The sequence below is a fragment of the Streptomyces sp. NBC_01260 genome, from assembly GCF_036226405.1.
In the GTDB taxonomy this organism is placed as follows: Bacteria; Actinomycetota; Actinomycetes; order Streptomycetales; family Streptomycetaceae; genus Streptomyces; species Streptomyces laculatispora.
In genome coordinates, this window is the sequence record NZ_CP108464.1 from 5,336,708 (window position 1) to 5,355,546 (window position 18,839).

The 18,839-nt window shown below is 69.1% G+C and carries 19 protein-coding genes, 1 tRNA gene, 1 pseudogene and 1 riboswitch; of the genes and pseudogenes, 12 read left to right on the forward strand and 9 right to left on the reverse strand.

The features are described 5' to 3' along the window. Positions 1 to 31: 31 nt before the first annotated feature. Positions 32 to 1,297 (reverse strand): PTS transporter subunit EIIC, encoded by a 1,266-nt coding sequence (locus OG322_RS23690; RefSeq protein WP_123471354.1) that lies wholly within the window; start codon positions 1,295 to 1,297, stop codon positions 32 to 34. A 262-nt stretch (positions 1,298 to 1,559) separates the two neighbouring features. Beyond that, a complete protein-coding gene (locus OG322_RS23695) occupies positions 1,560 to 2,870 on the reverse strand; it encodes a PTS transporter subunit EIIC (protein ID WP_123471353.1) in 1,311 nt (436 codons plus the stop codon). Positions 2,871 to 3,092: 222 nt separating this feature from the next. Between OG322_RS23695 and OG322_RS23700 the strand changes: the two genes are divergently transcribed. From OG322_RS23700 to rdgB, 4 genes are all read left to right on the forward strand, one after another. Beyond that, positions 3,093 to 3,326, forward strand: a complete 234-nt coding sequence (locus OG322_RS23700; RefSeq protein WP_019886687.1) for a glucose PTS transporter subunit EIIB — start codon at positions 3,093 to 3,095, stop codon at positions 3,324 to 3,326. 143 nt (positions 3,327 to 3,469) lie between these two features. Further along, positions 3,470 to 4,207 (forward strand): ribonuclease PH, encoded by a 738-nt coding sequence (rph, locus tag OG322_RS23705; RefSeq protein ID WP_123471352.1) that lies wholly within the window; start codon positions 3,470 to 3,472, stop codon positions 4,205 to 4,207. Between the two features lie 112 nt (positions 4,208 to 4,319). Beyond that, complete coding sequence (locus tag OG322_RS23710; RefSeq protein ID WP_123471351.1) at positions 4,320 to 4,712, forward strand: hypothetical protein; 393 nt, start codon at positions 4,320 to 4,322, stop codon at positions 4,710 to 4,712. A 32-nt stretch (positions 4,713 to 4,744) separates the two neighbouring features. Further along, on the forward strand, positions 4,745 to 5,347 hold the full coding sequence (rdgB, locus tag OG322_RS23715) for an RdgB/HAM1 family non-canonical purine NTP pyrophosphatase (protein WP_124284119.1): 603 nt from the start codon (positions 4,745 to 4,747) through the stop codon (positions 5,345 to 5,347). 60 nt (positions 5,348 to 5,407) lie between these two features. On the opposite strand, the gene OG322_RS23720 is transcribed toward rdgB, so the two are convergent. From OG322_RS23720 to bcp, 4 genes and pseudogenes are all read right to left on the reverse strand, one after another. Then, positions 5,408 to 5,491: transfer RNA gene (locus OG322_RS23720), tRNA-Leu, on the reverse strand. Positions 5,492 to 5,546: 55 nt separating this feature from the next. After that, a pseudogene (locus OG322_RS23725) lies at positions 5,547 to 5,871 on the reverse strand (HNH endonuclease signature motif containing protein); the annotation flags it as partial. Between the two features lie 133 nt (positions 5,872 to 6,004). Continuing rightward, positions 6,005 to 7,501, reverse strand: a complete 1,497-nt coding sequence (proP, locus tag OG322_RS23730) for a glycine betaine/L-proline transporter ProP (RefSeq protein WP_329306885.1) — start codon at positions 7,499 to 7,501, stop codon at positions 6,005 to 6,007. A 129-nt stretch (positions 7,502 to 7,630) separates the two neighbouring features. Continuing rightward, on the reverse strand, positions 7,631 to 8,098 hold the full coding sequence (bcp, locus tag OG322_RS23735; RefSeq protein WP_123471348.1) for a thioredoxin-dependent thiol peroxidase: 468 nt from the start codon (positions 8,096 to 8,098) through the stop codon (positions 7,631 to 7,633). 127 nt (positions 8,099 to 8,225) lie between these two features. Between bcp and OG322_RS23740 the strand changes: the two genes are divergently transcribed. The 3 genes from OG322_RS23740 to OG322_RS23750 all read left to right on the forward strand — a co-directional run bounded on the left by OG322_RS23740 (position 8,226) and on the right by OG322_RS23750 (position 9,436). Further along, on the forward strand, positions 8,226 to 8,546 hold the full coding sequence (locus OG322_RS23740) for a DUF3618 domain-containing protein (protein WP_123471347.1): 321 nt from the start codon (positions 8,226 to 8,228) through the stop codon (positions 8,544 to 8,546). Positions 8,547 to 8,612: 66 nt separating this feature from the next. Next, positions 8,613 to 8,951: a GroES family chaperonin gene (locus tag OG322_RS23745; RefSeq protein ID WP_123471346.1), complete on the forward strand. Its 339-nt coding sequence runs from the start codon at positions 8,613 to 8,615 to the stop codon at positions 8,949 to 8,951. 62 nt (positions 8,952 to 9,013) lie between these two features. Next, positions 9,014 to 9,078, forward strand: a riboswitch (guanidine-III (ykkC-III) riboswitch). A gap of 37 nt (positions 9,079 to 9,115) precedes the next feature. After that, positions 9,116 to 9,436, forward strand: a complete 321-nt coding sequence (locus OG322_RS23750; protein ID WP_123471345.1) for a DMT family transporter — start codon at positions 9,116 to 9,118, stop codon at positions 9,434 to 9,436. 46 nt (positions 9,437 to 9,482) lie between these two features. On the opposite strand, the gene OG322_RS23755 is transcribed toward OG322_RS23750, so the two are convergent. Next, positions 9,483 to 11,972 (reverse strand): transglycosylase domain-containing protein, encoded by a 2,490-nt coding sequence (locus OG322_RS23755; protein WP_329306886.1) that lies wholly within the window; start codon positions 11,970 to 11,972, stop codon positions 9,483 to 9,485. Between the two features lie 172 nt (positions 11,973 to 12,144). Between OG322_RS23755 and OG322_RS23760 the strand changes: the two genes are divergently transcribed. The 4 genes from OG322_RS23760 to OG322_RS23775 are packed head-to-tail and all read left to right on the forward strand — an operon-like array spanning position 12,145 to position 15,568. After that, positions 12,145 to 12,945 carry an ABC transporter permease gene (locus tag OG322_RS23760; RefSeq protein ID WP_123471343.1) on the forward strand — a complete coding sequence of 267 codons (801 nt, stop codon included), beginning with the start codon at positions 12,145 to 12,147 and terminating at the stop codon, positions 12,943 to 12,945. Next, on the forward strand, positions 12,938 to 13,807 hold the full coding sequence (locus OG322_RS23765; protein ID WP_329306887.1) for an ABC transporter permease: 870 nt from the start codon (positions 12,938 to 12,940) through the stop codon (positions 13,805 to 13,807). The genes OG322_RS23760 and OG322_RS23765 overlap by 8 nt, the downstream gene beginning before the upstream one ends. A gap of 29 nt (positions 13,808 to 13,836) precedes the next feature. Continuing rightward, positions 13,837 to 14,871 (forward strand): ABC transporter ATP-binding protein, encoded by a 1,035-nt coding sequence (locus OG322_RS23770; RefSeq protein WP_123471553.1) that lies wholly within the window; start codon positions 13,837 to 13,839, stop codon positions 14,869 to 14,871. A gap of 31 nt (positions 14,872 to 14,902) precedes the next feature. Beyond that, positions 14,903 to 15,568, forward strand: coding sequence for a DUF1707 SHOCT-like domain-containing protein (locus OG322_RS23775; protein WP_185095746.1), 666 nt, complete (start codon positions 14,903 to 14,905; stop codon positions 15,566 to 15,568). Positions 15,569 to 15,596: 28 nt separating this feature from the next. On the opposite strand, the gene OG322_RS23780 is transcribed toward OG322_RS23775, so the two are convergent. After that, positions 15,597 to 16,841 (reverse strand): SGNH/GDSL hydrolase family protein, encoded by a 1,245-nt coding sequence (locus OG322_RS23780; protein ID WP_329306888.1) that lies wholly within the window; start codon positions 16,839 to 16,841, stop codon positions 15,597 to 15,599. Between the two features lie 144 nt (positions 16,842 to 16,985). On the opposite strand from OG322_RS23780, the gene OG322_RS23785 reads away from it, so the two are divergent. After that, on the forward strand, positions 16,986 to 18,368 hold the full coding sequence (locus OG322_RS23785) for a DUF445 domain-containing protein (RefSeq protein WP_329306889.1): 1,383 nt from the start codon (positions 16,986 to 16,988) through the stop codon (positions 18,366 to 18,368). 58 nt (positions 18,369 to 18,426) lie between these two features. On the opposite strand, the gene OG322_RS23790 is transcribed toward OG322_RS23785, so the two are convergent. Continuing rightward, a complete protein-coding gene (locus OG322_RS23790) occupies positions 18,427 to 18,729 on the reverse strand; it encodes a hypothetical protein (RefSeq protein WP_123471339.1) in 303 nt (100 codons plus the stop codon). Positions 18,730 to 18,839 lie beyond the last annotated feature (110 nt).

An 18,839-nucleotide genomic window follows, 5' to 3' on the forward strand; every position in this document is an offset into this window, starting at 1 on the left:
AGGGCTCCGTCGTGCGTACGGAAGGACCGGACTACTTGGCCTCGGCCTTGGCGAGCTCAGCCAGCTCCTCGTCGGACTCACGGCCCGGCGTCGGCAGGTTGAACTTGGTGATCGCGAAGCGGAAGACCACGTAGTAGATCACCGCGAAGCAGAGTCCCACCAGAACCAGCAGCCACGGCTTCGTCGCGATGCCGAGGTTCAGGAAGAAGTCGACCGCACCGGCGGAGAAGCCGAAGCCGTCCTTCATCCCGAGCGCCCAGGTCAGGGCCATCGAGACACCCGTGAGCACCGCGTGGATCGCGTACAGCACCGGGGCGATGAACATGAAGGTGAACTCGATCGGCTCGGTCACACCGGTCACGAACGCGGTGGCGGCGAGCGAGAACATCATGCCGCCGACGACCTTGCGGCGCTCCGGACGGGCGCAGTGGACGATCGCCAGGCAGGCCGCCGGGAGGGCGAACATCATGATCGGGAAGAAGCCGGTCATGAACTGTCCGGCCTGCGGGTCGCCGGCCAGGAAGCGGGCGATGTCGCCGTGGGAGCCCTGGTAGTCACCGGCCTGGAACCACGGGAAAGAGTTCAGCAGGTGGTGCATGCCGATCGGGATCAGCGCACGGTTGGCGACACCGAAGATGCCCGCGCCGACCGCGCCGGAACCGACCAGCCACTCGCCGAAGTTGTGCAGCAGGGTGCCGAGCACCGGCCAGATCAGACCGAAGATGATGCCGATGACCAGACCCGCGAAGGCGGAGAGGATCGGGACCAGGCGGCGGCCGCTGAAGAAGCCCGCCCAGTCGGGCAGCTTCGTCCGGTAGAACTTCTGGTACAGCAGGGCCACGACTATGCCCATCACGACGCCGCCGAGCACACCGGCGTCGACCGGCGCGTCACTCATGACGACCTTGCCGTCCACGACCCCGGCCACCTGCGGCAGGTTGCTGTCGGTGAACGTGGCGAGCACCTTCTGGAAGACCAGGTAACCGGTGACCGCGGCGAGCGCGGTCGAGCCGTCCGACTTCTTGGCGAAGCCGATCGCGATGCCCACGGCGAACAGCAGCGCCATGTTGTCCAGAATGGCGCCGCCGCCCGCGGCCATGTAGCCCGCGAGCTTCGTGATGAAGGTCGGGAAGGACTCGCGGCCGAGCATGTCGGGGTTGCCGAGACGCACCAGCAGTGCGGCGGCGGGCAGCACCGCGACCGGCAGCATGAGGCTGCGGCCGATGCGCTGCATGACCGCCATCGCGCCGGCGCCCCTCTTTTTGGTGACCGCGGGTGCGGTGCCAACCGTGGACATCAACTTCCTCCATTGGGCAAGGCGCCGCCCTGGCCAATGCGGGGACGGGAGACGACGACTCGAGAAACGCGGCAGAAATGCCGCGTGGTCTGGACCACTCAGTGGTGTAGACCAGTTGTAGCACGGTGAGGGTTAGATAAGGAACCTGCAATTTCCGACTACTTTGCAGTAGCCATCACCCACGCACGGTGACATCCCGAAGGCCCCCGGACCGAGTGGTCCGAGGGCCTTGGCAGAACGGGGCCGCGGCCCTGCCCAGCGGCTACTTCGTGAGGTTTTTCTCGATCTCCTCCTCCACCTCGTCGGGCTCCCGCCCCGGCGTCTGGAGGTTGAACCTGGTGATAGCGAACCGGAAGATCACGTAGTACACCGCGGCGAATCCCAGGCCGATCGGGATGATCAGCCATGGTTTGGTGGCCAGACTCCAGTTGATGACGTAGTCGATCAGGCCTGCCGAGAAGCTGAAGCCGTCCTTCACCCCGAACGCCCACGTGAGCGCCATCGACACACCCGTGAGTACCGCGTGGATCGCGTAGAGCAAGGGCGCGACGAACAGGAACGAGTACTCGATCGGCTCCGTGATTCCCGTCACGAACGACGTCAGACCGACCGACAGCATCATGCCGCCGACCGCCTTGCGGCGATGCGGCTTCGCACAGTGATAGATCGCCAGCGCCGCCGCCGGCAGAGCGAACATCATGACCGGGAAGAAGCCCGTGGTGAACTGACCGGCCGTCGGGTCGCCCGCCAGGAACCGGTTGATGTCACCGTGCACGACCGTCCCGTCCGGCTTGGTGAAATCGCCGAACTGGAACCAGACGAACGTGTTCAGGAACTGATGCATACCGATCACCAGCAGGGCGCGGTTGGCCACACCGAAGATGCCCGACCCCAGCCAGTCCAGGTCCACCAGCCACTTCGAGAAGCTCGTCAGACCGTCACCGATCGGCTGCCACACCCACGCGCACAGCGCCGCGAACAGCAGGGCGACGAACGCCATGATGATCGGGACGAGCCGCCGGCCGTTGAAGAAGCCCAGCCAGTCCACCAGCTTGACCCGGTGGTACCGCTGCCAGAACCAGGCCGACATCAGACCCATCACGATGCCGCCGAACACCCCCGGGTTCTGGTACGCGGCCGCCGTCACCTGCGCGTCGTCCGTGACACACGTACCGAACCAGGTCCCGCCCGACACGAACGTCGAACCGCCCGCGCAGTCCACCGGAAAGGCGTGCAGCACCGCGTAATAGACGAGGAAACCCGTCACCGCCGCCAGCGCCGTCGAACCGTCCGACTTCTTCGCCATGCCGATCGCGACACCGACACAGAACAACAGCGGAAGACCGAGCCCCGAGTCGAGCAGCGCGCCACCGGCAGCCGCGAACACCTTGGCGAGATTGTTCCAGCCCAGACCTTCGTCACCGAAGACGTCCGGCTGGCCGAGCCGGTTGAGGATGCCCGCCGCCGGCAGCACGGCGATCGGGAGCTGAAGGCTGCGCCCCATCTTCTGGAGGCCCTGGAACAGGCCGTTCCACCATCGCTTCTGTGGGATCGCTGCGCTGCTGGAGCTCATCGGCATCCTCCCGGAACAAGCCATGGCTGGGGGTCGTTGCAAACTGGTGTAGACCAGTTGCGGTACGGTGCGGAGCCCGCCCGGAAGACAAGGCACCGGTGATCGTCATCATTGGCGATGGCTCGACTGCTCGCTCGCGAAGTTGGGCCAACCGTGCGTTACCGTGACGAAACGGACCCATGGTGGGCCGTCACATGTACGTGAAGAACCAGGGAGAAGGCCATGGCCAGCAAGGCTGAGAAGATCGTCGCCGGGCTCGGCGGAATCGACAACATCGAAGAGGTCGAAGGCTGCATCACCCGCCTCCGCACCGAGGTCATCGACCCGAGCAAGGTCGACGAAGCCGCGCTCAAGGCCGCCGGCGCCCACGGCGTCGTCAAGATGGGCACCGCGATCCAGGTCGTCATCGGCACCGACGCGGACCCCATCGCCGCCGACATCGAAGACATGATGTGACCCACCGCTGAACCCGTACGGGCCCACCGGCCCGACACCCCGCAGGCCCCGCCCCCACCAGGACGGGGCCTGCGGCGCACCCGGCGGCAAGCACACCCGCGCACCGCAACGACCCGCTCCCCGCACCCGATAAAGTCGACGCCATGTCTCGTATCGACGGCCGCACCCACGACCAGCTCCGCCCCGTCACCATCGAACGCGGATGGAGCAAGCACGCCGAAGGATCCGTACTCATCTCCTTCGGCGACACCAAAGTCTTCTGCACCGCCTCCGTCACCGAAGGCGTCCCGCGCTGGCGCAAGGGCAGCGGCGAAGGCTGGGTCACCGCCGAGTACTCCATGCTGCCCCGCTCCACCAACACCCGCGGCGACCGCGAATCCGTACGCGGCAGGATCGGCGGCCGCACCCACGAGATCAGCCGCCTCATCGGCCGCTCGCTGCGCGCCGTCATCGACTACAAGGCCCTCGGCGAGAACACCGTCGTCCTGGACTGCGACGTCCTCCAGGCCGACGGCGGCACCCGCACCGCCGCCATCACCGGCGCCTATGTCGCCCTCGCCGACGCCGTCACCTGGGCCCAGGGCAAGAAGATCATCAAGCCCGGCCGCAAGCCGCTGACCGGCACCGTCTCCGCCATCAGCGTCGGCATCGTCGACGGCACCCCCCTCCTCGACCTCTGCTACGAGGAGGACGTCCGCGCCGAGACCGACATGAACGTCGTCTGCACAGGCGACGGCCGCTTCGTCGAGGTCCAGGGAACCGCCGAGGCCGAGCCGTTCGACCGCAAGGAACTCAACGCCCTCCTGGACCTCGCCGCCGCAGGCTGCGTCGACCTCACCGCCTTCCAGAACGACGCCCTCAGCCGCGCACTCGGCGAGTAGGGCCGGGTAAAGAAGCAACCAAGTACCCACTCCACAGCGTCGATACGAGTACGGGCGCACGGGTCGAACCGTGCGCCCGTCCGTGTATCCGCACCCGGGGAGGGACCACACCATGGCCGCGCGACACCGACGCCACCGCACCGCACTGGCCATCACCACCGCACTGCTGACCGCCACCGCGGCGGCCGGCTGCGGCGCCATCGACAAGGCGATCGGCTGCGTGCAGACCGCCGACGCCATCGCCACCAGCGTGGACAACCTCCAGCAGGCCGTCACGGACGCCTCGAACGACCCCAGCCAGGCCTCCGAAGCCCTCGACGACATCGAGAAGGAACTCGGCGACCTCGGCGACAAGACCGACAACGCCGACCTCGGCAAGGCCGTCGACGACCTCCGGGACGGCGTCGGCAACGTCCGCGACTCCATCGACAAGGGCGACGACACCCCCGACATCACCCCGGTCACCGACGCGGCCAAGGAGATCGGCAAGGTCTGCACCCCGTAATCCCCGGTGGCGCCTGCGGCGATAATCGACCCATGACCCGCCTCATCCTCGCCACCCGCAACGCCGGGAAGATCACCGAACTCCACGCGATCCTCGCCGACGCAGGCCTCACCCACGAACTCGTCGGCGCGGACGCGTACCCCGAGATCCCCGACGTCAAGGAAACCGGCGTCACCTTCGCCGAGAACGCCCTGCTCAAGGCCCACGCCCTCGCCCGGGCGACCGGCCACCCCGCCATCGCCGACGACTCCGGCCTCTGCGTCGACGTACTCGGCGGCGCCCCCGGCATCTTCTCGGCCCGCTGGGCCGGCACCCACGGCGACGACCAGGCCAACCTGGACCTGCTCCTGGCCCAGCTCTCCGACATCGACGCCCCGCACCGCGCCGCCCACTTCGCCTGCGCCGCCGCCCTCGCGCTCCCCGACGGCACGGAACGCGTGGTCGAGGGCCGCCTCCTGGGCACCCTGCGCCACACCCCGTCCGGCACCCACGGCTTCGGCTACGACCCGATCCTCCAGCCGGAGGGCGAGACCCGGACCTGCGCGGAACTGACCCCGGCGGAGAAGAACGCGATCAGCCACCGCGGCTTGGCGTTCCGGGGGCTGGTGCCGGTGGTGCGGGAACTGGTGGGGTGAGCTCGCAGACACGGAAACGGCCTGCGCACCGATTCTCGGTGCCCAGGCCGTTTCGCTCAGTGCGGCGGAAGGGATTCGAACCCTCAAGCCGTTTCACGGGCCACAGATCCTAAGTCTGCTGTGTCACCTCTGCACCACCGCCGCCGACCGCCTGCCATATTACCGGGCAGGCCACCGGGGTGGTAGGCGAGTTCTGTGCCTACGCTGTTCGGCGTGCGCCCCCGCGGCACCACGTGTCGGTGATGGCATGGCAGTTCGGGCAGAGGAATCGAAGGTTCTCGGCGCGGTCATCGCCCCGGTCGCCGTTGATGTGGTCGACCTCCAAGGTGATGGGCTTGCCGTGCCAGACAGGCTTCGTTCCACATTCGGAGCAGCGCTCCGGTGTGCCGATCTCGACTAGGGCTCGCCGCAGGACCGCGGTTCGTACGTCGCTTGGCGTCGTGCTTCACCAGTACTTCATCGGGGCGTTTTGAGGGAGTCGGGCCCGGCCTGCCGCGCTGGTGTGCCTGCCCAAGGAAATGCGACGGCCGCGCGTTCGCGGCCCCGTACGGATCAACGAACCGTTTATCGGAGAGTCACGTCCGTTGTCCGACAAGATGCGGAACGGCCCGTACCGCTTCCGTTGAAGCGGTACGGGCCGTTGAAGGGGGACGGGGGTCAGAACTTCGGGTCCGGTGTCTGGGACGCGACCAGTTCCTCCGCCTCCTCGCTCGTCTCCACCGAGGGCGGCGATCCGTCCAGGGGCTTGTTGGCCGTTTCCTTCATGCAGGCCACGGCGATCACGCCGACCACGGCCGCGCCCATCGCGTAGTACGCCGGCATCAGGTTGCTGCCCGTCACGCTGATCAGGGCCGTGATGACGAGCGGGGTCGTACCGCCGAAGATCGACGCCGACAGGTTGTAGCCCACCGACAGGGAGCCGTACCGGACCTGGGTGGGGAACAGGGCCGGGAGGGCGGCGGACATGGTGCCGAGCATGCAGACCAGGGAGAGGCCCAGCATCAGCATGCCGATGGTGATGGCCGGGATGCTGCCCTGCCGGATGAGCAGGAAGGCGGGGAGGGAGAGGATCAGGAAGCCGAGCATGCCCGTCATCAGGAGCGGCTTGCGGCCGAAGTGGTCGGAGAGCTTGCCGACCTGGCTGATGATCAGCATCAGGAAGACCATGACGCCGAGCAGGATGAGCAGTCCGTGGGTCTCGCTGTAGCCGAGCTCGTCGGAGAGGTACGTCGGCATGTACGACAGCAGCATGTAGTCGGTGATGTTGTACGCGCCGACCAGGCAGATGCAGAGGATCAGCGTCGGCCAGTACTCGCGGAAGATCTTGGCGAGGTCGCCCTTGGCGCTCGTCTCGACGCCGTCCGCCGCCTCGGAGGCGTGTGCGGTGCCGCCCTCCAGTTTCTGGAAGGCCGGGGTCTCGTCGAGGCGCAGTCGCAGGTAGAGGCCGACGAGGCCGAGCGGGCCGGCGACGAGGAAGGGGATGCGCCAGCCCCAGGACTCCATCTGCTCGTTGTCCAGGAGTGCGTAGAGCAGGGTGACCAGTCCGGAGGCCCCGACGTAGCCGGCGAGTGTGCCGAATTCGAGGAAGCTGCCGAAGTAGCCGCGCCGCTTGTCGGGGGCGTACTCGGCGATGAAGGTGGAGGCGCCGCCGTACTCGCCGCCGGTCGAGAAGCCCTGGAGCATCCGGAAGAAGATGAGCAGGATGGGGGCCCAGACGCCGATGGCTTCGTGGGAGGGAATGATCCCGATCGCGAAGGTGCCGATCGCCATCATGATCATGGTGAGGGCGAGGATCTTCTTGCGGCCGACCTTGTCACCCATGGGGCCGAAGAACATGCCACCGAGGGGGCGCACGAGGAAGGCGACGGCGAAGGTGGCGAAGGAGGAGAGGAGCTGGGTGGTGTCGCTCCCCGACGGGAAGAAGACATGGCCCAGGGTGGCGGCCATGTAGGAGTAGATACCGAAGTCGAACCACTCCATGGCGTTGCCGAGAGAGGCCGCTTTCACCGCCCGCTTGACGGCCTGGTCGTCCGTGACGGTGATGTCCGTCCGGCGCAACCTGGGGTTCTTCCGCTTGCGGATGGCTCGGAAGAGGGCGGGATGGCGTTTGACCGCTTCAGGGTCGGCCGCCTGGTGGGGGTCGGAGGCCGCCATGGCCGGGTCCTTTCCTCGGTGGGTGTTCCAGGGAAGGCTTCTGCGCGGTCATGGCGGTCGCAAACCGAATCGACGGGAGATTGGGATGTCCATCACATTTTTTCGGCCATTCGGCTCAATCCCCGACTGTCAGATACCGAGGTCCTTGATGATCTTGGCGACGTGGCCGGTGGCCTTGACGTTGTAGAAGGCGTGTTCGACCTTGCCTTCCTCGTCGACGACGATCGTGGAGCGGATGACGCCCGTCACTGTTTTGCCGTAGAGCTTCTTCTCGCCGAAGGCGCCGTAGGCCTCCAGGGTCTCCTTGGCCGGGTCGCCGACGAGGGTGACCTTGAGGTTCTCCTTCTCGCGGAACTTGGCGAGCTTCTCGGGCTTGTCGGGGGAGACGCCGATGACGTCGTATCCGGCGCCGGCCAGGAGGTCGAGGTTGTCGGTGAAGTCGCAGGCCTGCTTGGTGCAGCCGGGGGTGAGGGCGGCGGGGTAGAAGTAGACGATGACTTTGCGGCCCTTGTGGTCGGCGAGCGCGATGTCGTTGCCGTCGGCGTCGGGGAGGGTGAAGGCGGGGGCGGTGTCGCCGGGCTGGAGTCGCTCGCTCATGGTTCTCCTCGTTGGTACGTGGGGTGTACGGGACCGAGAGTAATAGGGGTGCCGCCGGGTGCGGGGGCGACCGAGCTGACAGACTGTCGATGAAGGTTTACCGGACGAGGACCACGGAGGCGGCGCAGTGTCGGATGCCAGGAGCCCTGCGCAGATCGAGGCGGACATCATCACCAGGCGTGAGCAGCTCGCGGTGGTGCTCGATGAGATCGGGGTGCGGGTGCACCCGAAGACGATCATTGGTGATGCGAAGGCGAAGGCCGCCGAGGCCGTGGACCGGACGGCCGGGCGGGCGTTCGTCGCGGTGAACCGGACGGTTTCGGACGTGCGGGCCCAGTTTGTGACGGAGGACGGTGCGCCGCGGCTGGAGCGGGTGATTCCGGCGGCGTTGCTCGCGGTGGGTGTGGTGGGTCTGCTCACGGTGTCGGCGCGACGGCGCAGGAAGTAGTGGTCCTGCGTTGCGGGGTGCCCCCTCGGGCGTGCGGTGGCGGGTCGGCCAGGTAGGTTGCGGGGCGTGAGCGAGAACGCGGACGACAAGCTGCCCATCCGGATGCTGCACGACCGTGTGCTGGTCCGGTCCGATTCGCCCGAGGGTGAGCGGCGTTCCGGCGGGGGCATTCTGATTCCGGCGACGGCTGCGGTCGGTCGCCGGCTGGGGTGGGCCGTGGTGGTCGCGGTGGGGCAGAACGTGCGGACGGTGGAGCCGGGGGACCGGGTGCTGTACGACCCCGAGGACCGTGCCGAGGTCGAGGTGCGGGGGGTGGCGTATGTGCTGATGCGGGAGCGGGATCTGCATGCGGTGGCCGCGGACCGGTTCGAGGGTTCGGTGGATTCGACGGGCCTGTACTTGTAGTTCGTCGGCGTGACTGTGGTGAGTGTGGCCTGGTGACCGTTGTCACCAGGCCTTTTGCCTGTTCTTTGCTACGGTGGTGGGACCCCGACGAGACGCGCCGTACCGGGCTTCGCAAAGACGACGCACCCCGTGTTGTTCATGTGTGTGTCGTCGGAGGTTCTGTCATGGCGTGGGTTCTGCTGCTGGTCGCCGGTCTGCTGGAAGTGGCCTGGTCGATCGGGATGAAGTACACCGAGGGGTTCACCCGGTTGTGGCCGAGTGTGTTCACGGGTCTCGGGATCGTGGCGAGCATGGTGTTGCTGTCCCATGCGGCGCGGACGCTGCCCATCGGTACGGCGTACGGCGTGTGGGTGGGTATCGGTGCGGCGGGTGCCGCGGTGCTGGGCATGGTGGTGCTGAACGAGCCGGTGACGGCGGCCCGGATCTTCTTCGTGTGTCTGCTGCTGGTGGCTGTCGTGGGGCTGAAGGCGACTTCGGGTCACTGACGGGTCAGGCCGGCTGCGCCCGGCTCCGGGGTTTTCGGAGCACTTCTCACAGGCGGCCCGGGGCGCGGCTGCCGCGGGCGCCTTCGAGGAGGCCACCGGTGGTGCCTCCGCCTCCGCCGCCGCCGCCGCTGCCGGTGGTGCCGCCTCCGCCTCCGCCGCTGCCGGTGGTGCCGCCGCCGCCGCCTCCTCCGCCGGTGGTGCCTCCGCCGTTGCCCCCGCCTCCGGTGTTGGTTCCGCCGCCTGTTCCGCCGCCCGTACTGCCTCCGGTGTCGGTGCCGCCGGTGGGGGGTGTGGTGGCGGGTGAGCTTTCCGGGACGGAGGGGGTGAAGGCCGGCGGGCTGGGCAGGCTGGGCGGAGTGCTCGGGGTGATGCGGGAGGGGGCTCTGGACGGCTGCCTGGTGTTGCCGGGCGTGGTGTTCTCCTTGCTGGGCAGCTGGGTGTCGTCGGCGCCGCTCTCCAGGTCGAGGGTGAAGTTCTTGACGGGGGTGCCGCGCAGGGCGGCGCCGGTGTACTGGGCCCAGGTCTCGGCGGGGGCGCCGCCGCCGTTGATGCGGGGCAGCCCGAGTGCGCCGTAGAGCGGTTTCTGTACGCCGGTGGTGGGGTCCTGGCCCATGACGGCGATGACGGTGGCGAGGTCGGGGGTGTAGCCGGCGAACCAGGCGGCCTTGTCCTCCTCGGCGGTGCCGGTCTTGCCGGCGGCGGGGCGGCCCGCGCCCTGGGCGGCGGTGCCGGTGCCGCCGTCGACGACGCTCCGGAGGATCGAGGTGGTGGTGTCGGCTGCCTGGCGGCCGACGGCCTGCTTGGTGGTGCGGTCGGGGATCGTGACGGCCGCGCCGTCCTTGGTGACCTTGTCGACGAGGATGTGGGGGCCGTGCTTGCCGTGGCCGGCGAGGGTGGCGTAGGCGTCGGTCATGTCCAGGACGCTGGCGGTGGCGGGGCCCAGCGCGATCGACGGGGATGCCGTGAGGTCGGGCGTGTCCTTGGGGATGCCGAGGTCGACGGCGGTCTGCCGGACCTTGCCGGGGCCGACGTCCTGTGCCATCTGGGCGTAGACGGCGTTGACGGACCTGTCGGTGGCGGTGGTGACGGTGATGGGCCCGTAGCTGATGTCGTCCTCGTTGGACGGGGCGTATCCGGTGGGTCCGTCGGGGCCCTGGACCATGCGTTTGTTGGTGCCGTCGTAGACGGTGCGGGGGGTGATGCGTCGGCCGTCCCGGGTGGTGGAGTCGTTGGCGACGGCAGAGGTGAAGACGAACGGCTTGAAGGTGGAGCCGACCTGGTAGTCGGTGCGGGTCGCGTTGTTGACGTACTGCTTGGTGTAGTCGATGCCGCCGTACATGGCGACGACGCGGCCGGTCGCGGGGTCGATGGAGGCGCCGCCGACGCGGACGTTGCGGTCGGCCTCGCGGTTGGCCGAGGTCTTGGACATGACGTTGTCGTCGACGGCTTTGACGAGGGCTTCCTGCTTCTTCTTCTCCAGGGTGGTGGTGATCCGGTAGCCGCGGGTGGCGAGGGTCTTCTCGTCGAGGATGTCGTTCTGGACGAGGTAGTCCTCGACGGCCTGGACGATGTAGCCGCGTTGGCCGGAGAGGCTGTTGGCGGGCTTGACCCGGCCGGGTACGGGAAAGGTCATGGCGGCGCGTTGGCCGGCGCTGAGCCAGCCCTCCTTGACCATGCCGTTGAGGACGTAGTTCCAGCGGGCGACGGCCGCGCTCTTGTTCTCGGGGTGGGTGACGACGTCGTAGGCGCTGGGTGCGTTGAGCAGGGAGGCGAGGTAGGCGCCCTGGGCGGTGGTGATGTCGCCGATGTCCTTGTTGTAGTAGGCCTGGGCGGCGGCCTGGATGCCGTAGGCGTTGCGGCCGAAGTAGCTGGTGTTGAGGTAGCCCTCGAGGATCTGGTTCTTGGATGCCTCGCGGTTGAGCTTGATCGCGATGAAGAATTCCTTGATCTTGCGGCCGATGGTCTGTTCCTGGCCCAGGTAGTAGTTCTTGACGTACTGCTGGGTGATGGTCGAGCCGCCCTGTTTGCCCTTGCCGGCGAGGGTGTTCCAGCCGGCCCGGAACATCGCCTTGATGTCGACGGCGCGTTCGGAGTAGAAGTTGCGGTCCTCGGCGGCGAGGACGGCGTGCTGGACGGTGCGGGGGACCTGGGCGAGTTTGATGTTCTCCCGGTTGACCTCGCCGTCGCGGGCGATGACGCTGCCGTCCTTGTAGAGGTAGACGTTGGACTGGGCGGTGGCGCTGGCGTTGGCGGAGGGGATGTCGACGAGCTGGTACCCGGCGATGAAGCCGCCGATCAGGACCAGGACGATGAGGAGGATGCCGCCGAGCACCATCCGCCAGGTGGGGACGGCGCGGCGCCAGCCCGTGCGTTTGGGGCGCTTGGGGCGTTTGGGTTTCTTCTGCTTCTTCCCGGCGGTGGGGTCCGTGGCCGGGGCGCCCTGTTCCCCGGCGGCGGCGGCGTCGGCAGGCAGGCCCTGGGGGCTCCAGCCCCGGGGGGCGGGGTCCCCACCCTGCTGCTGTGGCTCGTCGCTCATATCGGTGCAGACTCCTTGGCCGCGGTCAGTTCCCCCATAGTGCACTTTTCTCCGTAATAACTACCGGATCGACCCCCGAAAAGCGGTCGCGGCGGCTGCCCCGACTGGGCTAAGCTCGTGCGCTTTGGTGCCCACGGGCGGTGTGGCGCCCAAGTGCCGGGGGTGGGGTGCTGTGCGGCTCTATGCGGTGGTGGCGGCGGGTGGGTTCCGGCGCTATGCCACGTACCGGATCGCGACGGTCGCGGGGGTGTTCACCAACACCGTCTTCGGTTTCATCATGGCGTACACCTATGTGGCGCTGTGGGACGAGCGTCCGCAGCTCGGTGGATACGACATGTCGCAGGCGCTCACCTATGTCTGGCTGGGGCAGGCGCTGCTGATGACGTGCGCGATGATGGGCGGCGGTTTCGAGGACGAGCTGATCGAGCGGATCCGTACCGGCGACATCGCGGTCGATCTCTACCGGCCGGTCGATCTGCAACTGTGGTGGCTGGCCGGTGACCTGGGGCGCGCGGCATTCCACCTGCTGGGGCGCGGCATCGTGCCGATGCTGCTGGGTTCGGCCGCCTTCGATCTGGCACTGCCCGCGTCGCCGGGGATCTGGCCGGCGTTCCTGGTCTCGGTGGCGCTCGGGGTCGTGGTGAGTTTCGCGATCCGCTATCTGGTCGCGCTGTCCGCGTTCTGGCTGATGGACGGGGCGGGCGCGGCGCAGATCGCGTTCCTTGCGGGGATGTTCTTCTCCGGGCTGCTGCTGCCGCTGAACCTGTTCCCGGGGCTGCTGGGCGAGGTGGCGCGGGCGTTGCCGTGGTCGGCGCTGCTGCAGGTGCCGGCCGATGTGTTCCTGGGCAAGCACACGGGATGGGGTCTGGTGCGGGCGTACGGGTTCCAGGCGGGGTGGGCGCTGGCGTTGCTGCTGGCGGGGCGGCTGTTGCAGTCGGCGGCGACGCGCAGGGTGGTGGTCCAGGGTGGCTGAGGCGGTGGCGGTGGATGTGGAGGGCGGGCCCGCGGTGGTGTTCGCGCCGCGGTCGCGGGTGGTCGAGGGGGTCCGGGCGTACGGGCTGATCGCGGCGATGTGGCTGCGTTCGACGATGGCGTACCGGGCGTCGTTCGTGATGACGGCGGTCGGCAATTTCGCGGCGACGGCGTTCGACTTCGTCGCGATCATGCTGATGTTCTCGCACGTGGACGTGCTGGGCGGTTACACGCTGCCGGAGATCGCCCTGCTGTACGGGGCCGCGGGTACGGCGTTCGGCCTGGCGGATCTGGTGATGGGGTCGATGGACCGGCTGGGCCGGCGGGTGCGGGACGGGACGCTGGACACGCTGCTGGTGCGGCCGGTTCCGGTGCTCGCGCAGGTGGCGGCGGACCGGTTCGCGTTGCGCAGGCTGGGGCGGATCACGCAGGGGCTGCTGGTGCTCGGTTATGCGCTGGTGACCCTGGACATCGGGTGGACCGTTCTGAAGGTGGTGATGGTGCCGCTGATGCTGCTGAGCGGGGCGGCGATCTTCGGGGCGGTGTTCGTGGCGGGGGCGGCGTTCCAGTTCTTCGCGCAGGACGCCTCGGAGGTGCAGAACTCCTTCACTTACGGGGGCAACACGCTGCTCCAGTACCCGCCGACGGTCTTCGCGAAGGATCTGGTGCGCGGGGTGACGTTCGTCGTGCCGCTGGCGTTCGTGAACTGGCTGCCGGCCCTGTACGTGCTGGGCCGGGAGTATCCGCTGGGCCTGCCGGACTGGGTGGCGTTCCTGCCGCCGGTGGTGGCGGCCGGGTGCTGGGTGGTCGCGGGTCTCGCCTGGCGCGCGGGGCTGCGGGCGTACCGGAGTACGGGAAGTTGACGGACATCGAGCGGGGCGGGGTACTGGACATGGGCGCGGACACCGGAGTCGGCAGCGGCATCGACAGCGGCTTCATCGAACTGAACGGGCTGGAGAAGGTCTTCGACGTCCGCCGCCGGACGGGCTTCATGCGCAGCGAACGCCGTGAGGTGCGGGCCGTGGACGGCATCAGCTTCCGGGTGGCGCGCGGTGAGATGGTCGGCTACATCGGCCCGAACGGGGCGGGGAAGTCGACGACGATCAAGATGCTGACGGGCATCCTCACCCCGAGCGGCGGTTCGCTGCGGGTGGCGGGCATCGATCCCTCCCGGGAGCGGACGAGGCTGGCGCACCGGATCGGTGTGGTCTTCGGGCAGCGCACCACGCTCTGGTGGGACCTGCCGCTGCGTGACTCGTACCGTCTGGTCCACCGGATGTACCGCGTCCCCGACGCCCGGTTCCGGGCCAACCTCGACCGGTGTGTCGAACTCCTCGATCTGGAGGAGCTGTTGGATGTCCCGGTGCGGCAGCTTTCGCTGGGGCAGCGGATGCGCGGCGACATCGCGGCGGCGCTGCTGCACGATCCGGAGGTGCTGTACCTCGACGAGCCGACGATCGGCCTCGATGTGGTGTCGAAGGCCAAGGTCCGTGGATTCCTGCGGGACTTGAACGCGGAGCGCGGTACGACGGTGCTGCTCACGACCCATGACCTGACGGACATCGAGCAGTTGTGCAAGCGGGTGATGGTGATCGATCACGGCCGTCTGATGTACGACGGGGCGCTGTCCGGGCTGCATGAGGCGGGGGAGAGCGAGCGGATGCTGGTGGTCGATCTGGACCGTGAACTCCCGCCGATCCGGCTGGAGTCGGAGCCTTCGGTGCGTACGGTGAAGGTGGAGGGGCCGCGGCAGTGGCTGGCCTTCCCGGCGTCCGCGTCGGCGGCGCCCCTGGTGGCGCGGATCGCCGCGGAGTACCCGATGGTGGATCTTTCGGTGCGGGAGCCGGACATCGAGGCCGTGATCGCGAAGATGTACGCGTCGGCCACGGGCACATGGATCGGTGACGGGAACGTACGCGTTCAATAGGCTGCGCGGTATGACTAGTGAACATCCGGACATGCGTGCCTCCGACGCCGAGCGTGAGCGCATTGCCGAGATTCTGCGTGAGGCGGTGGCCGAGGGCAGGCTGGAGATGGAGGAGTTCGACCAGCGCCTCGACGCCACCTACAAGGCCCGCACGCATGGGGAGCTGGAACCGATCGTCCGCGACCTTCCGGCCGTCGGTGCCGCGGTGGCGCCGGTGGTCGCGGGGCAGCCCCGGACCGGTTCGATGGCCCGCTGGCCGGACCGGGTGGGCGGGCCCGCGACGTCGGGCGGCGCCTTTGCGTTCTGGGGCGGTTTCCGCCGCCGGGGCAACTGGACGGTCGGCCGGAAGTTCACCGCGTTCGCGATGTGGGGCGGCGGTGAGATCGATCTGCGCGAGGCGAACTTCGAGGACAGCGAGGTGGTCATCCGCTGCTTCGCGATCATGGGTGGTATGCAGGTGACGGTCCCGCCGGACCTGAATGTCGAGGTCCGGGGCGTAGGCGTGATGGGCGGCTTCGGGGAGAACGGGAAGGACGAGGGCATCCCGGCACCGGGCTCCCCCCGGGTGCGGGTCACCGGCTTCGCGCTGATGGGCGGCGTCGGCGTGGAGCGCAAGCGGAGCAAGGCGCAGAAGCAGCAGTTGCGGGAGGCGGAGCGCTCGCGCGGCCGGCTGGAGAAGGGCGACGGCGGCAGGTGACGGGGCGTTCGCCCCGCCCCGTCGTCCCTCAGAGCGCGTCGGACGTCGGCCGGACGCGTACCAGGTCGGCCAGGTTTACCAGGGAGCCCAGACGCTGGTAGCCCGCGTCGTTCAGGTGGAGATGGTCACCGGAGTCGTAGGCGGGGTGCAGCCGGTCCGGGTGGGCCGGGTCGCGCATGTCGCGGTCGAAGTCGAGGACCTGGTCGAAGATTTCGCCGGCCCGGATCGTCTCGTTGACCCGGTTGCGTACGGCGTTCTGGGCGGGGGTCCAGCTTCGGTAGCCGTCGTACGGCATCAGGGTCGCGCCGACGACCCGCATCCCGCGCGCGTGGGCCCGCTGCGCCATGGTGCGCAGGGCGTCGGTGATCCGCTGCGGGTCCTTCTCCTGGGGGAAGCCCTGCACGTCGTTGATGCCGAGGGCGATGATGACGGTCTTCGCGCCGGTGACGCCCAGCACATCGCGCTCGAAGCGGTCCAGGGCGCGCTGCCCGATGCCGTCGCGCAGGATGCGGTTGCCGCCGATGCCCTGGTTCACCACCGCGTAGCGGCCGTTCAGCCGGTCGGAGAGGACGTCGGGCCAGCGGCTGTTCGCGTCGGTGGTGGAGCCGGTGCCGGCGGTGAGCGAGTCGCCGAGCGCGACGACGGTCCCGGCTGCGGTCGGGCTGTGCACGTCCACGGCGGTGAGGTAGCGCCAGGCGGTGCTGCGCCAGGTGCCCTGCCCGGTCTCCACGTAGGAGCTCTGGTGGCTGTTGGGGTGCACGGTGACGGGGCCGCGGGCGGTGGGGGTGCGCAGGGTGACGACGAGGTCGGCGTCGGCGGCGACCGGGACGACGACGGGGTCGCTGACCAGCTGCCGGCCCGCGCCGACGATCGTGGACGGGGCGCCGCGGAACGTCACCGGGCGGGTGTTCACGGTGACGTTGTCGATCAGCAGCGGCTGCTTGCCGAAGAGGTTGGAGAGGGTGACGCGGGCCGCGTTGCCTCCGACGCTGGTGTGCACGACGTTGCGGATGGTGCGGTGGACCAGGTCCTGGCCGTGGTTCGGGTCGGCCGCCCCGAGGACGGGTGCGGCGGCCCAGGTGGCGAGCCAGAGCCCGGAGGAGTGCGCCGGTGCCGCGGGCGTGCGGGCCGTGCTCTGCGGCCCGGTGGCGGCGGACGCCTTCGCCCGGGGCCCGGAGAACAGCAGCGACCCGGTGAACGCCACGACGGCGGCGAGCGCGGCGGTGCCGGCCACGAGGGCTATGAGCAGGGCGTACCCCTGGCGCCTGGGCATGGGCGGTGTGTCTCCTCTGTTGGTGGGTCGGTTCCATGATGCGGCAGGGCGCGGGGAACTCAACGTGCGGCCCGGGAGTAGGTCAGGCAAGGACAATGTGTACGGGGCGTCAGGGGACGACGCGTACGCGGACGGGTGGAGCGGATGGAACGGATCGAAGGCACCGGACCCGGCGAGCGGGGGGCCGGTACGGAGGCGGGCGAGGGCTCGGGCGAGGGCGCGGGGGGCGGGGGCGTGGGCACCCGCCGCTCCGCCTCCCTGGCCTCGTTCTCGTACACCGCCGCGGACGAGGAGAAGCGTCGCGGCGTGCGCCGTATGAAGACCATGGCCTCCGGCCTCCTTCTGCTGGTCGCGCTCGTGTACGTCCTCGCCACCTGGGCGAAGAACGAGGGGGTGGGCGGCTGGCCGGGCTTCGTCGCCGCGGCCGCCGAGGCGGGCATGGTGGGTGCGCTGGCCGACTGGTTCGCCGTCACGGCGCTCTTCAAGCGTCCGCTCGGCCTGCCGATTCCGCACACCGCCATCATTCCCACCAAGAAGGACCAGCTCGGGGCCTCACTCGGTTCCTTCGTGGGCGAGAACTTTCTGTCGGGCGGTGTCGTACGGGACCGGATCCACTCCCTCGGCATCGGCGGCCGGCTCGGTGCGTGGCTCGCCGAACCGGAGCACGCGGACCGGGTCACGGCCGAGCTGTCGACCGCGCTGCGCGGCGCGCTGACGGTGCTGCGCGACTCGGACGTGCAGGCCGTGGTGGGTGAGGCGATCACCCGGCGGGCGAACGCGGCGGAGATCGGCCCGAGCCTCGGCAAGATGCTGGAGAAGGTCGTCGCCGACGGCGGCCACCGCAAGGTGGTGGACCTGGTCTGTGTCCGGGCTCACGACTGGCTGGTGCAGCACGGCGACTCGGTGATGGACGCGGTGCAGGGCGGCGCGCCGGGCTGGACCCCGCGGTTCGTCGACAAGCGGGTGGGGGAGCGGGTCTACAAGGAACTGCTGCGCTTCGTCACGGAGATGCGCGACATGCCGGGTCACCCGGCGCGCGGTTCGATCGACACGTTCCTGACGGACTTCGCGGCCGACCTCCAGACGGACTCGGAGACCCGCGCCCGGGTGGAACGGCTGAAGTCGGAGGTCCTGGGACGCGGCGAGGTCCAGGACGTCATCGCGTCCGCCTGGTCGTCGGTCCGCACGATGGTCATCGCGGCGGCCGAGGACGAACAGAGCGAACTGCGCCTGCGCGCCCGCGCCTCCCTGATGTCGCTGGGCGCCCGCCTGGCGACGGACGGCCGTCTCCAGGCGAAACTGGAGGGCTGGCTGGAGGACGCGGCGGTGTACGTCGTGACGACGTACCGGACGGAGATCACGTCGCTGATCAGCGACACGGTGGCCGGCTGGGACGCGGACCAGACATCGAAGAAGATCGAGGCGCACATCGGCCGCGACCTGCAGTTCATCCGCATCAACGGCACGGTGGTGGGTGCGCTGGCCGGGCTGGCGATCTATACGGTGTCACGGGCGCTGGGCGGGTAATCGGCGAGTCCCGCCGCCGGCCTTGGACGACCTCGCCGAGCAGTTGGAGGCTCGGCGCTCAGGCCGCGCGGCGGGTGACCGCCCAGGACGCGGCGGCCACCGTGCCCGCCACGGTGAAGACCGCCGGCCACGCGCCGATCTTCTTGGCGAGCGGGTGCGATCCCGCGAAGGCGGCGACATAGGCGGTGGTCAGACCGGCGGCGGCGCGCGGCCCGGCCTGCCGGTTCCACTCGTACGCCGCGGCGGTGCCCGCGGCTGCGAGGGCGACCCCGCCCAGCGGGCGCTTCCTCGTCCACCGTGCGACGGCGTAGCCGCCGACCAGTCCGCCCGCCGCCACTGCCGCTGCCGGGATCCTCGCCATCGCAGCCACCTCCACCTGTTCGTCCGTCGCCGGATCCGCTTCTCGGATCTGCTTCTCGGATCCGAGGCTAACGCGGCCTCCGGGTGCCCCGTCGCCGAGGGGGTGTACAT

Bases quoted from the DNA above. Each gene is read 5' to 3' on its own strand.
- OG322_RS23695 (WP_123471353.1), bottom strand. From the start codon at position 2,870: ATGAGCTCCAGCAGCGCAGCGATCCCACAGAAGCGATGGTGGAACGGC.
- rph (WP_123471352.1), top strand. From the start codon at position 3,470: ATGTCTCGTATCGACGGCCGCACCCACGACCAGCTCCGCCCCGTCACC.
- OG322_RS23755 (WP_329306886.1), bottom strand. From the start codon at position 11,972: ATGAGCGACGAGCCACAGCAGCAGGGTGGGGACCCCGCCCCCCGGGGC.
- proP (WP_329306885.1), bottom strand. From the start codon at position 7,501: ATGGCGGCCTCCGACCCCCACCAGGCGGCCGACCCTGAAGCGGTCAAA.
- OG322_RS23750 (WP_123471345.1), top strand. From the start codon at position 9,116: ATGGCGTGGGTTCTGCTGCTGGTCGCCGGTCTGCTGGAAGTGGCCTGG.
- OG322_RS23700 (WP_019886687.1), top strand. From the start codon at position 3,093: ATGGCCAGCAAGGCTGAGAAGATCGTCGCCGGGCTCGGCGGAATCGAC.
- rdgB (WP_124284119.1), top strand. From the start codon at position 4,745: ATGACCCGCCTCATCCTCGCCACCCGCAACGCCGGGAAGATCACCGAA.
- OG322_RS23710 (WP_123471351.1), top strand. From the start codon at position 4,320: ATGGCCGCGCGACACCGACGCCACCGCACCGCACTGGCCATCACCACC.
- bcp (WP_123471348.1), bottom strand. From the start codon at position 8,098: ATGAGCGAGCGACTCCAGCCCGGCGACACCGCCCCCGCCTTCACCCTC.
- OG322_RS23770 (WP_123471553.1), top strand. From the start codon at position 13,837: ATGGGCGCGGACACCGGAGTCGGCAGCGGCATCGACAGCGGCTTCATC.
- OG322_RS23785 (WP_329306889.1), top strand. From the start codon at position 16,986: ATGGAACGGATCGAAGGCACCGGACCCGGCGAGCGGGGGGCCGGTACG.
- OG322_RS23780 (WP_329306888.1), bottom strand. From the start codon at position 16,841: ATGCCCAGGCGCCAGGGGTACGCCCTGCTCATAGCCCTCGTGGCCGGC.
- OG322_RS23690 (WP_123471354.1), bottom strand. From the start codon at position 1,297: ATGTCCACGGTTGGCACCGCACCCGCGGTCACCAAAAAGAGGGGCGCC.
- OG322_RS23775 (WP_185095746.1), top strand. From the start codon at position 14,903: ATGCGTGCCTCCGACGCCGAGCGTGAGCGCATTGCCGAGATTCTGCGT.
- OG322_RS23790 (WP_123471339.1), bottom strand. From the start codon at position 18,729: ATGGCGAGGATCCCGGCAGCGGCAGTGGCGGCGGGCGGACTGGTCGGC.